A 12,716-nucleotide genomic window follows, 5' to 3' on the forward strand; every position below is an offset into this window, starting at 1 on the left:
GCGCATCCGCACTACTTGGTTTTTTTTAAGCTTGTTCTTCGAAGCGTCTTGCGATTTCCACAATAACTTGAACAGCTTTTTCCATCGTATCCACCGAAACATATTCAAATTTACCGTGATAGTTTTCACCACCTGTGAAAATATTCGGCGTTGGTAATCCCATATACGATAATTGTGATCCATCTGTTCCACCACGAATCGGGTGAATGTTTGGTTCGATATTTAAACTTTTCATCGCTTCATATGCAATATCAACAATTTCTCTCACTGGTTCGATTTTTTCAAGCATGTTATAGTATTGATCATTCATTTCTAAAACGACTGCATTTTGTCCATACTTCTCTTGCATTTGCTTCACAATATTTTCAACGTTATGTTTACGCGCCTCAAAATTTTCACGATCAAAATCTCGAATAATATAATACGCTTTACTTTGCTCAACATCACCATTTAATGAAAGTAAATGATAGAATCCTTCATAGCCTTCTGTATATTCTGGTGCCTCTTCTACTGGTAAGTGCCCATTAAACTCCATAGCAAGTTTAGTTGCATTACGCATTTTATTTTTCGCTGTTCCGGGATGTGTATTCGTTCCGTTAAACGTTAACTTAGCACCTGCAGCATTAAAGCTTTCATACTCTAAACCACCTAATGGACCTCCATCCATCGTATAAGCACATGATGCACCAAATGCTTCTACATCAAAATGCGCTGGCCCACGACCAATTTCTTCATCCGGCGTAAATGCTACTCTTATTTTCCCATGTTTAATTTGCGGATTATGTATTAAATAGTTCATTGCAACCATAATTTCAGTTAGACCAGCTTTATCATCTGCTCCTAGAAGTGTCGTACCATCCGTTGTAATAATCGTATGTCCTTTATATGATGGTAATTCTGGAAACTGTTCTGGCGTTAACACAACATTTAGCTCTTCATTTAACGTAATTGCATTGCCATCAAAATTTTCATGAATTTGTGGTTTTACGTTTTTCCCTGTAAAGTCTGTTGCCGTATCTAAATGTGCTAAAAAGCCGATTACTGGAACATCCTTATTCGTATTAGCAGGAAGTGTTGCCATTACATACCCATTATCATCCATTGTTACTTCTGTTAAGCCAATCTCTTTTAACTCTTCCACTAATAACTTACCAAACTCAATTTGTCCAGATGTTGTTGGTACTGTATGACTTTCTTCATTCGATTGTGTATCAATCTTTACATATCTCGTAAATCTTTCAATAAGTTCTTGTTGCAAACTCATTCACTCCCTTTTATGTTTCTCCCTCTATTATAATCCTTAAAACGAAATATTTTAACTTTTTTGACTGCGAATATATATTTCATTTGTATTTTAGCAATTTTAAATAACAACTAAAAAGTCTTAATATTTGTACATTAAAAATCTTACATGTAATATACATAATTATAAAATATAGGAGGTATTAAAGATGAGGCTAACTCTCTTTCGCTATTTTCTTTTTTTCTTAGGGTTAATTTTTTTTGGCCTTGGAAATGCTCTTGCAGTCAAAGTGAAATTTCTCGGTTTACATCCTTGGGAAGTTTTAAATATGGCTCTCTACCAAAGATTTGGATGGACCATTGGTACGTGGAGTGTCATATGTGGATTATGTCTCGTTCTCATTTCTTTATTAGTAGATCGAAAATATATAAATGTGGGCACATTTTTAAATGCACTACTTATCGGTCCCATTATGGACTTTTTCTTACAATCAAACATTCTTCCAAACGCTAGTGATTATTTATGGATAAACTTACTCATTTTATTTGCTGGGATTGCAATTACAGGTATTGGGGGAGGGATGTATGTTGCGGCTGGGATTGGTGCTGGCCCTCGAGATGGATTCATGCTTACTATTTCCGACAAAACAGGGCTATCTATTAGCCGTGCTAGAATCATAGTAGAATGTGTTGTACTAGTTATTGGATTTATGCTAGGAGGTCCTGTTTTCATCGTAACTTTTCTTTACACCTTTATTCAAAGTCCAATCTTTCAGCAATCATTTAAGATGTTTCAAACCCTCTTACATACTTTACATAACAAAGAGAAAGTTAATGAACATATTTAAACTACAACTTAATACAAAGTATTCACCCTATTTACGATTCTCACCGCAAATAGGGTGTTTCTTTTTTCATCTCACAATTTCAGAATATATACTACTCATTTACAATAAAAGTATATACATCGTCATAAATACAACCATTTACTTTAATTACATACTTCCCTGGTTTACTAAAACGAATTGTGTAATTATTTAACTGAATTGCTTCTTTATCTCCAGAAAGAATATCAATACTTCTACCACTCAATACATAAAATTCACTTTGATTCATCGTTACATCAATCGCATTGAAATTTCCTTCTTTCACCTGCTTTGTTTCCGCAGCGCTTACACTTGGTTCTAAAAACAGTAGTCCACTTAATCCAACCGTACCTGCTAAAGCTACTCCCGCAAACTTTTTAATCTTTTTCATCACATTGTCCTCCTTATAAATTTTGTATAAAGGTGATTTTCCCCTTTACACCACAAAGCCTATATGTAATGAAATGAAAAGTAAACGGGGACCGTAAGACAAAATTCTACATCTTTTTTTCCAATTGAATAGAAATCCAACGTTTGGAGTTTTGTCACATTTTAAATTGTTTCCTTAACCCAACTTCCATTTATATTATTCAGAAATTGAATAATTACTTATTGATTTAAGATTCTAAAAATAGTTGATAAAAATGCTTTCTATAAAAAAAGTATATTTTATAAGTACGAATTAAAACACACTCCATATATTCAGTTTCATTCTCCTATCCATAATTTTTTTACATTCAATAATTGTTCATCATTAAATTCCAGCTTATATATGTCAGGCTTTGATGTATGTATTAGAAATTCAAACCCGTATTGCTTATCAAAATAATTCATCATGAGTGTCATTACAAGCCCATGTGTGCCAATTACAATTTTTTGTCCTTGAAAATCCATTAATATTTCCTTTAACACTTTCACTACCCGTCTCTGACAATCCTTATATGACTCTCCTTCTGTTAGTGCAAAATCCGGATCAGAGAACATCTTCTTTACAAGCGGATATACCTCTTTATCTAATATAACTTGATCCCCACTGGAAAACATACACTCTTTAAGGTTTTCATATATTAATATTTCTTTTTCATAGAAATTGGCTGTTTTTTCTATCGTTAACACAGCCCTCTTATATGGACTTGAAATGAAAGTATCGATTCCCTCTGTTTTTAATATGTCTGTTATTCTATGAGCGTCTAAACTTCCCTTTTCAGTTAAACCACGTGTTCTTTCACTCCCTTCTAATTTTGATGATTCACCGTGCCTAACCATATAAATATATGTATTCATACTTCCTCCTTGAAAATATTCATTCGTTTTTTATAAATTTTGTTGTTTTGTTCGTGTAATCCATTCTCCTACTAAACTCTCGAATAGTTCAGGCTGTTCAATTTGCAAATTATGTCCCGCCATATCAAGCACCGCTAATGTTGCTCTTGGATAATCTTCAATAATTTCTATAATATCTCGATAACCTACCGATATATCTTGTCTTCCTGCTAATAAAAGAACGGGTTTCTCATATTTCTTTCGGTGAAACTCCATAGTAAGAGAATATTTTTTTTGCAATCTTTCAATAAATTCATAATTAGCAACATCTAACCCCGGCTTAATTTCTTCTTTAAATCGCTTATATGTATATTCATTTGCTACCACTGCTAACTCGCTAAATTCTTTTCTTTCGGTAGAAGTTAACGTATTTAAAAACTCCTTATCTTGTACAATTATCTGTTTATCCGGTAAACGTCTTTCTTTTTGCAGTGCAACAACCACAGGACATATTAATAATAATCCATTGACTCTCTCAAACATTTTTGAAAGTATCCCTCTAGCTAAATATCCGCCGAAAGACTCTCCTACTAGTAAAAAATCTTTCTTTGGAATGATTTCTTCAATAAATATAGTTAACACTTCTAATATATGATCTGAACTATTTACCCAATCTGGAGCGTTCGACTTTCCCATTCCAGGTAAATCAATATATATTCGTTGATAACCTTCATATTTTTGAAATACTGATTCCATACATTTCATCATTAACCTATGATCCGGCGCACAGCCATGTATAATAATGACTGGCTTACCCTCTCCAACAATTTCATAGTATATTTCCGCATCTTTAATTCGCCATAACATAAAAAGTCCTCCCTATTTAGTGAAAATACTATCCACTCTGTAAGAATACACGTTCTTATTTTATATCCTTTTGTAACATTTTTACAAATGTTAATTTTCAGATTAAAAATGAAAATCTTACTTAAAATAGCCTATAACAATCAAAAGATCAGCTAGAAAGAGGATTCTCATCATTTTATATGCAATTTTGCATCTCCGCTTGCAAATCACTAAAAAACCTTTACAATTCAAAGGATGACTAAATATACAATTTCTATTTAAAATCTTGATGCAATACATACTATCAAACGCAATGTTTTTTTAATTTTAAGAAGTATTAAACTCTTCAATACTTTCCTTATAAACAAGATTTTTACAAGGAAATCTGATACAATTTTTAAGTAATATTATTATGTATAGATATTACGAATATAGTGCATAATTAAAGAAGGTGATTTTATTGAAATTAAATAAAAATTTACAACTATGTATATTAATCGGAACATTAATATGCTATTCAATCTATTTTATATTTTTTTATCTGTTCCCTACTCATTTTTCAAATTCGGATGTACGCTTCGCTTCACTTATTGTTGAAGCCATTACATTTGTATCACTAATTTATTCTATATATTCTAAAAAAGTCAGTTCAAATCCGTTTTGGATATGTATCACGATAGCAATTGGGAGTTTTTTATTAGGTAAAATAGTATATACATATCAAGATAGTTTCTTCGAAATTCCAATACATCGTTTTACTATTTCTGATGTATTTTACATGTTTTTTCTACTCTTTTGTCTTATCGCTTTCAGTTATAAAATTTTAAAAGAATGCGATAAATGGGAAAAAACGTTCTTTATTTGTGATATATGTATAGTACTTACTTCCATATTCACATTAGAGTGGTATTTATTTAATCAACCAAATTTAAATATATTCTCTCTTTCACTAGGCGATGTTTTCCTTTCATTTCTATATCCAATTGCAGATTTATTGTTTCTTCTACTAGGCGTTAGTCTCTTTTTCCGTCCGACAATTTTTAATTCTAAACGGAAGATTTATATCTTTATTTTTGTATTGATAAGTTCTGCAACTTTTAACTATATTTATTTTTACTTAAATAACCATTTAGCAACTGAAACGATAACATTATTACGTCTTTTATATAGAATACCTATATTATTTATTGCAATAGCTGGATCTATTTCAGCAGATCGTAATAGCCATAAAAATTATTTCATTGTTAACCCTATAATAGGAAAAAAGGCTTTAGTTGTATTTCCCTATCTTGCTGTTGCAATACTAATCGGGTTTACATTAAAAGAACAAACATCATCCTCAACTCTCATTACAGGAAATTGTATTACTTTTATTTTCGTACTCATTCGTCATTCTATTGTACGTATGCAAAACAATTCCCTAACAAAACGTTTACAGGCATTCAATGCACAACTAGAAGAAAAGGTGACTTTACGGACTTCTGATTTAGTTCATAAATCAGAGGCTCTATCTCAAAAACAACAAAAGTTTAAATCGTTATATGAATATCACCCTGATCCTATTTTTACAATTGATTTACATGGCGTATTCTTAAATGTAAATCAAGCCGGAAGTATACTACTTGGAGCACCAACAGATGAGTTACTCGGTGAAACTTGTTTTTCGATTATTTTAGATGAAGACAAACATAAACTAACATCTGCATTAGAAAAGGTGAAACAACAAGAATCGGCATACTTACAACTAAGTTCTAAATATAAAGATGGTTTTACTTATTTTTTATACGTTACCATCGTCCCTATTATAATAGACGGACAAATTTCAGGAAGTTATATTATGGTAAAAGATATTACCGCACTAAAAAAGCAACAAGAAGAAATAAAGTATTTAGCATTCCATGATACGGTAACGAAAATTGGGAACCGTGCCTTTTTCCATAAGAAATTAAAAAGAGTTATAAAAAATGCTAAAACAACAGACAGTGAGTTCGCATTATTATACTTAGATTTAGATCGCTTTAAAGCAATTAACGATACACTTGGACATTCGGCAGGAGATCACATATTAGAAGAAGTAGCGAAGCGATTCCAATCATGTCTTCCATCACATACTCATCTGTCAAGAATCGGTGGCGATGAATTTACAATCTTAATTGAAAACTATACTGACGAAGATTCCTTATTCGATTTATGCAACCAGTTATTTGAATGCATGGAAAAACCGTTTGTCATACATGAGCATACATTAACTTTATCACTTAGTATCGGCATCGCTATTTATCCACATTCCGGAATCGATACCGCTACACTTTTGAAAAACGCTAATGTTGCAATGTATGATGCAAAGGCAAAAGAGCTTAACTCTGTCTCTATTTATGACGATGTAATCGCTAAAAAAATTGAAAGACGATTACGATTAGAAAAAGATTTACCAAACGCAATACAAAATGAAGAATTGTTCCTTTTGTATCAACCTCAAGTTGATAGTGAATCTAATAAAATTATCGGTGCAGAAGCTCTAATCAGGTGGAATCATCCTGAATTAGGCGTTATTTCTCCATATGAATTTATTCCGATTGCTGAAGAAACACTACAAATTATTCCAATAGGAAAATGGACATTGCAGCAGGCTTGTGAGCAAATGAAACGTTGGCACACACTCGGATATTCTCATTTAAAAATTGGTGTAAACTTATCTGCTAAAGAATTTGAACAAGAAGATTTTGTAAAGTCTATTTCTTCTACATTAGCAACTACAGGCTTACCGGCAAGTTCTCTCGACCTTGAATTAACAGAGCGCATTGCAATGATGGATGAGCGAGAAACATTGATAAAGCTCCGCACACTAAAGGGTTTAGGAGTTCACATTTCAATCGACGACTTTGGTACAGGTTATTCTTCACTAGCGTATTTACCTTTATATCCAATAGATACGTTAAAAATCCCAAGAGAATTTATTACAATGTCTGAAACGTGTGAAGATGGAATGGAAATTATTAAAACGATTATCACATTAGCACATACATTAGAAATGTCTGTCATTGCAGAAGGTGTAGAAACGAAAGAACATGTGAATTTCCTTCAAAAAAATAAATGTCAGTTTATTCAAGGTTACTATTATAGTAAACCTATCCATACTCATGCATTTACTGAGCTATTAGAAATCGGTATTCACCTATAGTATATTGCTAATATGGATAAGTAATAATGAATTTGAACAACTATAGTAAAAAGGAAAGAAGATATCTTCTTTCCTTTTGTTTTTTTATTTAAATTTCTATTCCTTCACCACTTCATTTATTATATTTATTAATTGATGAATCCCCTCATCATTTGTTTTCTTATATCCATTCATGTTTTGAATATATCTCTCCTTATTTGTATACAACTTATTTACTGCATGTATGAATACATTCGTACTTATTCTGTCCTGGATTATAACTTCCGCATATCCTTGCCGAGAAAAATATTCAGCATTTAAAACTTGATCTCCCCTACTAGAACTGTTAGTTAACGGGATAAGCAACATCGGTTTCTTCAAAAATAGCAATTCAGAAATAGCAGTAGAACCTGCTCTAGAAACTACAACACTCGCCATATTTAGTATATGCGGCAACTCGTCCCCTATATACTCAAATTGCATATAACCTTCCATACCAATAGATGAATCCACCTTCCCTTTACCGCACATATGAACAATATTAAAATTTAATAGTAATTTTTCCAAACTTCCCCTTACCATATCATTTATCCATTGAGCACCTTGACTCCCACCCATAATTAACAATACTGGTTTATCTTGCTGAAATTTACAATAGCTTCTTCCCCGCAATACATTGCCCCTCTCAATTTCTTCCCTTACAATTGGTCCTACATAAACCTTCTTCTCATTACTTACATTTTCTCCTGTCTGAGGAAATGTTGTGCATAGTTTTGTAGTAAAAGGTAATGCTATTTTATTTGCTAATCCTAACGTACTATCTGGTTCACGTATTATTACAGGTACTTTATTCATCCACGCTCCTATTACTACAGGAACGGACACAAATCCTCCTGCCGAAAAAACAACATCTGGTTTTATTCGTTTCATCAATTTATAACTTTGTATGCAACCTTTTATTATTTTAAAAGGATCTTTAAAGTTCTCCCAATCCCAATATCTCCTAAGCTTCCCCGTTGAAATACTATTGTATTTCACATTTTGAACTAATAGTTTTTCAATTCCATTTTGAGATCCAATATACTCAATTCCCCATCCTTTTTCCATAAATTTAGGAATCAATACCATATTAATCATTACGTGTCCGGCTGTACCGCCCCCAGTAAAGAGAATCTTTTTATTCATAATTTATATCCACCTTTATCATTAAAAATCTTGTTTTATACTAATCTATTAAATGTAAGTAAACTTACTATTATTTATATAAACATTTAGCTCAAACCCTATATCTTGCAAAAAATCTTTAATAAGATCATAAAAATCATTTCCATACTCACTACATTCATACTGAGCAAAGACTTGAATTACAGGCCTAGTTCCTGTACCTATTACTGGATTTTTCCTATCACCCTTTTTACCTTCCACATAGGCTTGACATTTATTTATCGCCTCATAGATACACAAAACATGCTCTTCCTCATCTTTCCAGTCCAGCGTATCAACAATTAAAAGAAATAGCGTATTTTGATTATCCATTGTTTTATAGCCATTCATATATTTCTTACACCCTTTTCATTTTTCATTGAATGCAGATTTCACTACACTTCGCATACTCGAGTACATCTTTTAATGATTGATGGAATTGAATTTCTGGGACCCAACCTAACCTTTTTATATCCTCTATTACTAAACTCTCATTTGATTCGCTTCCACTATGCTCTGCTTCTTTTATGGAAAAACTCAGCTGTGTTAATTCTTTGTATTGTTCTATTACATCTAATAAAGACCGTTTTATCCCTGATCCAATATTATATTGTTTTCCATTTATTCCATCGCGCAATAACACATGATACGCTTTAACCGCATCACGTACATCTAGAAAATCCCTACTATCTTTCAAACTGTTTACTTCAATAATTGCTTCACTTTTATTCGACTCTATAGTTATCATTTTTTTTGCAAGAATAGAACAAATACCATTCGATACTCCTGGACCAATTAAATTCGAGGGCTTTGCAATGATAATATTTGAATTCATTAATTCACTCCACGCCTCTGCAATAATGACTTGCATCGTTTTACTTAAACTATATGGATTTGAAATTTTTATATTGCTCATACTATCTGCTTGCAAAGCAGATCCTATAACCAATGTTCTACAGTGAGGTACTTCTTGCTTAATTGCTTCTAATAAATATAACGTCCCTATTACATTAACCTCTACATATTCAAGAGCAGCTGTCCAAGACTCTATGACCGAATTCTTTCCTGCTAAATGCAATACATAATCTGGCTTTATTTGTTTCATTACCTTCATTACTTCGCTCTTATTAGTTAAATTACAAGTAATACCATTCCCAATTATTTCTCTATGTGCACGATTTTGAAACATAGGAATTACATGAAAGCCCTGCTCTAAAAAATATTGGCAAGCATGGCGTCCTGTGAAACCATTTGCACCAGTTATTAAAAGACTCGCATTTTTTTTCATCGTAAAAACCCTCCTTTTAATAACATTTGTTTCACCTCGTGTTTTGTAAGTAAGTCTTGTTGAGAACTAAAACTCTTCACATCCACAAGCGGATAGCTAGCATAATATTCTTGCAGTCCTTCTATAGGAATAGTCGGTAGTACCACAAAATAATTTTGATCAAAACTTATACTTGTTTTACTCTCTACCTCAGATAAAAGCATTTCACTTAATTTTTCACCCGGTCTTATCCCTACTTCTTTTACCTTCACGTTTTCCTTTTTCGAATCTTCAATTAACACTTCTGCTAAATCTGTTATTTTACATGCCGGCATTTTCATAACAAAGATTTCCCCACCTCTACCTTGATATACGGCTTTAAATAACAATCCAACAGCATCTTCAATCGTTAAGAAAAATCTAGTCATATTTGCATCGGTAATCCCTACTTGTAAAGATTTTTTAATTTGTTTTTTAAAGAGTGGTACCACACTTCCGCTCGTCCCCAAAACATTTCCACCACGAACACAAATGAATTTTGTTTTCTTCGTTTGCATATTCGCATGCACCATTAACTTCTCACCAATTGCTTTTGTCATCCCATACGTATTTGATGGATCGGCCGCTTTATCCGTTGAAACATATATAACTTTCTCAACTTGCATCTGTATAGATGCTTCAATTACATTTTGTGTACCATGTATATTTGTTTTTATAGCTTCATAAGGATAATACTCACATACTGGAACATGTTTTAAAGCTGCAAGATGGAATACATAATGGACACCTTGGCATGCATAGACTAGTTGATCTTTATCACGAATATCTCCAATAATAAATTTTAATCTATCATCATTTATAAACTGTTGCTGCATTTCAAACTGAACCGTTTCATTTCTTGAAAAAACTCTAATTTCTTTCGGTGATTTTTCTAATAATTGTTTTATAAGTTCCTGTCCCCACGAACCTGTACCACCAGTAATTAAAATTATTTTATTTAGCATTTCTTTTCCTCCTACCACACATTTCAATTAAAATTGTATTTATAAAATTTATTGAATTATTTTCAATTGATTTAAATCATAATTGTCGTTTGTTACATTTAATTGACAAAATAAAAAAACAGAAACTATTAAAAATAGTTTCTGTTTTTTATTTCACCTCACAACAGTAAGATTTTTTATACTTTTTGCATGATAACTAAACCCTTATAAAAAACACCGCTCATTTATTTCTTATACTCGTAATAAAATAAATAGAACGATTCATAGCCAATAATCATGTTTAAATTTATGAAAAATGGAGGTAACGGAATGTACCGAAGCAATTCAAATCATACATATAACGGACCTTCCAAAGCACTGCCTCTCTCCCTATTTGATGTAAAAAATGAATTAAAACAAAAAAGCAAACTCATACATTCTGGCTCGATGTATAAATTAACGAAAGAAGAGCAACTCATCATCAACAACATAAAAATACAAACTGAACAGCTAAATAAAAATAATGTGACAAGAACACGAGCATACTACCAATTTTACACTCAATATCCAGAAATACATTGGGCACTACTTGGGCATATGGTATCACGTAACGGCGGTTGGAATATGACTGATTTAAAGGGCGATTTATATACGAAAATTTTATCAGAGAAAGATCAAATCACATTTTTTTCTTTTTTAGAAAGAGGGAATTGGCTTATTTTCCAAGATGTATATCCTCAATTTCTGCTTTATGAACAAAGTGTGAAAAGAGCACAAAAGCTATTTCACCTTCTCCCTCACCTAAATGTTTCTACATTTATGGAAACGATGTGGAACGATTTTTGGAAAACAGGTAACAAAAAAACATTAGCCATTGCAACTATTATTAATGAGCAACACTACTTAGAAAAAAGAGTGATTCAAAATATACAATTTAAAAAGACTGTACTTAATAGTATTGGATTTAAACTCTTTGATTTCTTTCAATTTAATCATATTCTTTTCCCATTCTACGAAAATGATAAGAAACTCAAAGTATTACTATTTGGTGATACAATGAAACATTTCACTTCCTTACACGAACGAATCTTAATTGGAAAAAGGTTGTATTCATTATTATTTCGAGACACACATGTTTTATCTCAAATAATAAGCTGGGCCCAGCACCATCCGCATACAGGATCAAGGAAAGATTACTGGCCTCATTTATTTTCAAGTGTCAATGAATCTTTTTCCCGTGAGTTTTATAAGCGTCGAATAAAGAAATGCCAGTTGCGTAGTGGCGCTTATCGTATATACAGTCCTGCACTCATCTATGCATGGCGAGATATGAAGCATGAAGAAGTTGACAATGAAGATTGGTTTACGGACTGGCAAGTTGTAAATTACTTAGTAGATAAGGAGGAAAATATAAATGGACAAATTACAGAAGACTACTGTAAAACACTCGAAACAATTGAGTTGGCAATTCTTGCAAAGAAAAACGTCCTCCTTCGAGAAGAAGAATGATTTTCTAGCATTAGCAGTTACAATCTTACTCTCTTCTATTATCGGAACTTGCTTAGATGCTTTCTTTGTTGCGAACCAAATGTATTCCTTTCCCGTTAGACCATTCTCATCCATATTTTCAGTTAACATTGGCTTTACTTTGTTTGTACTACCGATTTTAACAGCTGTTTTTATACAAATTTCCAAAACATTATCTACAATTTCTAGAATTCTACTTATTATTTCAATAGGTATTTTTGCCAGCATTTTTGAACAAGTTGCTGAAAGATTCGGTTTCTTTATTCATAGCTTGGATTGGAATCATACATATTCTTTATTTGGCTATATGATTTTCTTTTCTTTTATTTGGAAAGTATATCATTTCATACAAAAATGAA

At 32.1% G+C, this 12,716-nt stretch carries 12 protein-coding genes; 4 read left to right on the top strand and 8 right to left on the bottom strand.

From position 1 onward, the window contains the following. Nucleotides 1-25: 25 nt before the first annotated feature. Nucleotides 26-1,258 carry a peptidase T gene (gene pepT / locus ACU8YW_RS18330; RefSeq protein ID WP_097889694.1) on the bottom strand — a complete coding sequence of 411 codons (1,233 nt, stop codon included), beginning with the start codon at nt 1,256-1,258 and terminating at the stop codon, nt 26-28. Between the two features lie 193 nt (nt 1,259-1,451). On the opposite strand from pepT, the gene ACU8YW_RS18335 reads away from it, so the two are divergent. After that, nucleotides 1,452-2,090, top strand: coding sequence for a YczE/YyaS/YitT family protein (locus tag ACU8YW_RS18335; protein WP_097889693.1), 639 nt, complete (start codon nt 1,452-1,454; stop codon nt 2,088-2,090). A gap of 91 nt (nt 2,091-2,181) precedes the next feature. Here the strand turns inward: ACU8YW_RS18335 and ACU8YW_RS18340 are convergent, their stop codons facing one another. The 3 genes from ACU8YW_RS18340 to ACU8YW_RS18350 all read right to left on the bottom strand — a co-directional run bounded on the left by ACU8YW_RS18340 (nt 2,182) and on the right by ACU8YW_RS18350 (nt 4,238). Next, nucleotides 2,182-2,499, bottom strand: coding sequence for a hypothetical protein (locus tag ACU8YW_RS18340; protein ID WP_060487508.1), 318 nt, complete (start codon nt 2,497-2,499; stop codon nt 2,182-2,184). Nucleotides 2,500-2,816: 317 nt separating this feature from the next. After that, nucleotides 2,817-3,392 (bottom strand): histidine phosphatase family protein, encoded by a 576-nt coding sequence (locus ACU8YW_RS18345; RefSeq protein WP_088609497.1) that lies wholly within the window; start codon nt 3,390-3,392, stop codon nt 2,817-2,819. 30 nt (nt 3,393-3,422) lie between these two features. Then, a complete protein-coding gene (locus tag ACU8YW_RS18350; RefSeq protein WP_097889691.1) occupies nt 3,423-4,238 on the bottom strand; it encodes an alpha/beta fold hydrolase in 816 nt (271 codons plus the stop codon). Between the two features lie 439 nt (nt 4,239-4,677). Between ACU8YW_RS18350 and ACU8YW_RS18355 the strand changes: the two genes are divergently transcribed. After that, nucleotides 4,678-7,398, top strand: a complete 2,721-nt coding sequence (locus ACU8YW_RS18355; RefSeq protein WP_137014260.1) for a sensor domain-containing phosphodiesterase — start codon at nt 4,678-4,680, stop codon at nt 7,396-7,398. A 96-nt stretch (nt 7,399-7,494) separates the two neighbouring features. Here ACU8YW_RS18355 and murG read toward each other — a convergent pair whose 3' ends face one another. The 4 genes from murG to ACU8YW_RS18375 are packed head-to-tail and all read right to left on the bottom strand — an operon-like array spanning nt 7,495 to nt 10,851. After that, entirely contained in the window at nt 7,495-8,562 is a 1,068-nt protein-coding gene (murG, locus tag ACU8YW_RS18360; RefSeq protein ID WP_088609498.1) for an undecaprenyldiphospho-muramoylpentapeptide beta-N-acetylglucosaminyltransferase, read from the bottom strand. Nucleotides 8,563-8,610: 48 nt separating this feature from the next. Beyond that, complete coding sequence (locus ACU8YW_RS18365) at nt 8,611-8,931, bottom strand: DUF6572 domain-containing protein (RefSeq protein WP_060487512.1); 321 nt, start codon at nt 8,929-8,931, stop codon at nt 8,611-8,613. Between the two features lie 25 nt (nt 8,932-8,956). Then, a complete protein-coding gene (locus tag ACU8YW_RS18370; protein ID WP_060487513.1) occupies nt 8,957-9,868 on the bottom strand; it encodes an SDR family oxidoreductase in 912 nt (303 codons plus the stop codon). After that, nucleotides 9,865-10,851, bottom strand: a complete 987-nt coding sequence (locus ACU8YW_RS18375; RefSeq protein WP_088064259.1) for a UDP-N-acetylglucosamine 4,6-dehydratase family protein — start codon at nt 10,849-10,851, stop codon at nt 9,865-9,867. Before ACU8YW_RS18375 ends, ACU8YW_RS18370 begins: the two co-directional genes overlap by 4 nt. Before the next feature lie 309 nt (nt 10,852-11,160). On the opposite strand from ACU8YW_RS18375, the gene ACU8YW_RS18380 reads away from it, so the two are divergent. Together ACU8YW_RS18380 and ACU8YW_RS18385 are read left to right on the top strand one after the other, a co-directional pair. After that, nucleotides 11,161-12,339, top strand: coding sequence for a DUF2515 domain-containing protein (locus tag ACU8YW_RS18380; protein WP_087985011.1), 1,179 nt, complete (start codon nt 11,161-11,163; stop codon nt 12,337-12,339). Then, on the top strand, nt 12,302-12,715 hold the full coding sequence (locus ACU8YW_RS18385) for a CBO0543 family protein (RefSeq protein ID WP_141542695.1): 414 nt from the start codon (nt 12,302-12,304) through the stop codon (nt 12,713-12,715). The genes ACU8YW_RS18380 and ACU8YW_RS18385 overlap by 38 nt, the downstream gene beginning before the upstream one ends. The last annotated feature ends 1 nt before the right edge of the window (nt 12,716 follow it).

The sequence above is a fragment of the Bacillus pretiosus genome (genome assembly GCF_052947655.1).

Coding starts and splice junctions, on each gene's coding strand:
- ACU8YW_RS18335 (WP_097889693.1), top strand. CDS start 1,452: ATGAGGCTAACTCTCTTTCGCTATTTTCTTTTTTTCTTAGGGTTAATT.
- ACU8YW_RS18340 (WP_060487508.1), bottom strand. CDS start 2,499: ATGAAAAAGATTAAAAAGTTTGCGGGAGTAGCTTTAGCAGGTACGGTT.
- ACU8YW_RS18345 (WP_088609497.1), bottom strand. CDS start 3,392: ATGAATACATATATTTATATGGTTAGGCACGGTGAATCATCAAAATTA.
- ACU8YW_RS18350 (WP_097889691.1), bottom strand. CDS start 4,238: ATGTTATGGCGAATTAAAGATGCGGAAATATACTATGAAATTGTTGGA.
- murG (WP_088609498.1), bottom strand. CDS start 8,562: ATGAATAAAAAGATTCTCTTTACTGGGGGCGGTACAGCCGGACACGTA.
- ACU8YW_RS18365 (WP_060487512.1), bottom strand. CDS start 8,931: ATGAATGGCTATAAAACAATGGATAATCAAAATACGCTATTTCTTTTA.
- ACU8YW_RS18370 (WP_060487513.1), bottom strand. CDS start 9,868: ATGAAAAAAAATGCGAGTCTTTTAATAACTGGTGCAAATGGTTTCACA.
- ACU8YW_RS18375 (WP_088064259.1), bottom strand. CDS start 10,851: ATGCTAAATAAAATAATTTTAATTACTGGTGGTACAGGTTCGTGGGGA.
- ACU8YW_RS18380 (WP_087985011.1), top strand. CDS start 11,161: ATGTACCGAAGCAATTCAAATCATACATATAACGGACCTTCCAAAGCA.